This is a genomic window from Novosphingobium naphthalenivorans NBRC 102051 (assembly GCF_001590985.1).
Taxonomy (GTDB): Bacteria; Pseudomonadota; Alphaproteobacteria; order Sphingomonadales; family Sphingomonadaceae; genus Novosphingobium; species Novosphingobium naphthalenivorans.
The window spans coordinates 1-2826 of record NZ_BCTX01000169.1; the positions used below are offsets into that span (position 1 = coordinate 1).

Genomic DNA, 2826 nt, shown 5'->3' on the forward strand with positions numbered 1-2826 from the left:
CCCCGATCGCGTCAGACATGGGTACCATTTGTGGGGGCCATGGCTGACACGAAAAATCCTACCGGTAGTCTGGCGCAAAACTGGCGCGGTTCCGCCGAAAACCCGGGATCCCGGCTATGCTGCGGTCATACCGGTAGTTCAAAACGTGCTGTCGGCGGCCTACCGGTAGTTTTATTTATCCCATTGATAACGCGCCAATAATAGTCGCAGCACGTGTGCGTACGGTGCATTACACCTACGCCCACCGGGCGTGCGTCGAGATTACCGCACAGGCTTGCCCTGTGCGCCCGCTGATCAGCGTTTGGGGGAGGCAATCCGAAGAATGCGAAAGGGCGGCCAGACAGACCGCCTGTTACCCTGATCGGCCCCTCAGGAGGGCGCCGAGACCGCTTCTTCAAGCTGCGCGATCTTCTCCGAACAGACCTGATGGACGACCTGTCCCAGCGCCTCTACGCGCTCTCCGAGCCAGGCAAGTTCTTCCTCGCTGATGCGGTAGTGCTTGGAGTAGCGGGCCTTGGTGTAGGCTTCCTTGAGCTTCTGGAACATCGCCCGCTCGCGGCGGTTCGTCTCTGGCCAGATCTCCACCATCCGGCGATCGAGACGTTCGGCCTGGGTGCGCAGAAAGGCGATGTTGTGGTTGTAGGGCGTGTAGCTCTGCACCACGAGAAGGAAGCACGAATAGAGGCGCTCGGTTGCCTGGTGTATGAGGAATGCAGCATCCTTGAGGCGACCCTGTGCCTGACTGAAACGCGCCGTCTCCAACATTCCAGCGCCGCTCGGCATTCCGTCTTCAAAATAATCCTTTGCCATCGCCAGCGCCTCCTTCGGCGTCTTCGGCTTGGGCTGGTGAAGTTCCCGATCGTCTGCCTCGTAGAGCGCGATACCTTCCTTCGCGACTTCCATGAAGAAGGTGCGACCATGCGCCAAACCGTCGTTCACTTCCTGAAGGGAGTGGACGATGAAGTTGACCGGCGTGCGCAAGGTCTTCTCGATCATGTATTCCCGGATCAGGCGCTCCTCGGCCTTGGCCCAGTACGTCGCGCGGTCGGCCAGCTCTTTCTGGCTAACGATGATCAGGATGTCGTAGTCGCTCTTGTACTGGTTCGCGGAGAGCGGCGCATCGACCCAGTCGTCGCGGCTGTAGGAGCCGAACAGGATGATCTTGAGAATGCGCGCCCGCTTGCGGTCACCGGTCGCGTTCTCAGTCGCCTCGCGAAATTCCTCGAAGATGACGCCCACGACACGCTCGAGCTCGCGCTGTTTGGCGGGGGGCAGATGATCGATACCGGTACGCATGCGACGGCTATCCTAGCCGGAACGAGTCCCGGCTGCCCAGCGGGAATTCTTCCCATATTGAATGAGGTAAACGCCTCGGTTAGGCCGCTTGCGATCGGGCTGCGAGTTCCTCGATCCGGGCAAGGCAAAGTTCGCGGACGAGTTCCTGGAGCGCCGCCACGCGCTCGCCGAGCCAGAGCAGTTCCTCGTCGGTGATGACGAACTCGCGCGAGTAGCGCGCCTTCACATAGGCCTCGCGCAGGAGGTTGTAGGCCCGGCGATGCATGCGATCATCGTTGGGCCATACTTCCCGCAAGCGGGGTTCGAGCTGCTCCGTCGCGGCCCGCAACCTGTTCAGGTTGTGGGTCTTGGGGGAGTACAGGGTGCGTACCAGAAAAATGCAGTGGTAGAGGCGTTCGGCCGCCTGATGAAGGTTGAAAACTGCTTCCTTGGGGGCGCCATCCCCAATCAGAAAGTCGGAGGCCCGCTTGAACTTTTGCGCACTCTCGAACCACTCCTCGAAGTAGTCGCGGGTCTCCTGCAGGGCTTCCTTCGGGGAGAGCTGTTCAGGCTCGACAAAAGGATGCCCGGGCTCTTCGAACAGCAAGATCCCGTCCCTCATGATATCCATGAAGAAGTAACGGCCAAGCCGCAGCTTCTCGTTCACGTCCTCGAGGCTGTGGTAGATCGGAGATACCTGGGTGCGAAGGACACGGCCTTCGCCAAGCTCCTCGAGGAGGCGCGTCTCGGTCCTCGCCCAGAACTCGGGAACGTCGGTCAGGTCCTCATGGTCGACGACGACAAGGATGTCGTAGTCGGAAAAGTAGCGGCCCACCGGGTCCTCGACCCAGTCGCCGCGCGCATAGCTGCCAAACAGGATGATCTTGAGCAGGCGCCCGTTGCGGAAACGCGGCTGGGTCCGGTGACGGATCGCATCGGCAAAGCCGGAGCGGATCACATCGACGACATGCGCCAGTTCCCGCCGCTTGGCGTCGGGAAGCGTCACCGTGATGTCGTCGAGGGTCTTCATGGCCCATAGGATCGCGCCAAAAGGCCGCCTTGCCAATCCCCCTAAACGGATCGGCAAGGCGGCCTCGGAGGTTGGGAGGGCTCAGGCTACCATCCCGGCGGCCTTCCGTCACGGTAGCGGTCGATGTGCCGGATGGCGCGGAGCATATGCCGCCTCACTTGCCAGAGCGGCATCCCATAGCGCTTCGCTATCCGGCGATAGCTCAACCCGTGAACGCGGTTGGCGAGGAACACCTGCAAGGTCGCCTCGGGAAGCGAAAGCAGCACCTCGCGCATCCGCTCCCGATCCTCGCCGGTGTGGTCTGCGGGACGGGGACCGGTCATGACCGGTCCCCTGTGTCGGCCTGTTCCTCGCGGGCAGAGAGGAGCCAGTCACACGCCTTGCTGGCGGCACTGGCGGCACGGAAGATCGCCTTCTCGTCCTCGCGTAGAACTTGCAGCCATGCGCCGATGTAATCAGCGTGCCGAACCGTAGGCTGGATACCGAGCGATGCGCAGGCAAAGGCCGATGCCATTTCGGCG

Annotated in this window: 4 protein-coding genes; all 4 read right to left on the reverse strand. The window is 61.7% G+C overall.

The genetic code is table 11. The features are described 5' to 3' along the window. Window positions 1-369 precede the first annotated feature (369 nt). Window positions 370-1296 (reverse strand): HEPN domain-containing protein, encoded by a 927-nt coding sequence (locus NN5_RS24390; protein ID WP_067739233.1) that lies wholly within the window; start codon window positions 1294-1296, stop codon window positions 370-372. 79 nt (window positions 1297-1375) lie between these two features. After that, entirely contained in the window at window positions 1376-2305 is a 930-nt protein-coding gene (locus tag NN5_RS24395) for a HEPN domain-containing protein (protein WP_067739236.1), read from the reverse strand. Window positions 2306-2391: 86 nt separating this feature from the next. Further along, the gene (locus NN5_RS24400; RefSeq protein ID WP_067739238.1) at window positions 2392-2628 is read right to left on the reverse strand and encodes a sigma-70 family RNA polymerase sigma factor; all 237 of its coding nucleotides are present in this window, start codon (window positions 2626-2628) and stop codon (window positions 2392-2394) included. Further along, the coding region (locus NN5_RS24405; protein WP_245656686.1) for a zincin-like metallopeptidase domain-containing protein at window positions 2625-2826 on the reverse strand (202 nt) is incomplete at its 5' end. The genes NN5_RS24400 and NN5_RS24405, both read right to left, overlap by 4 nt.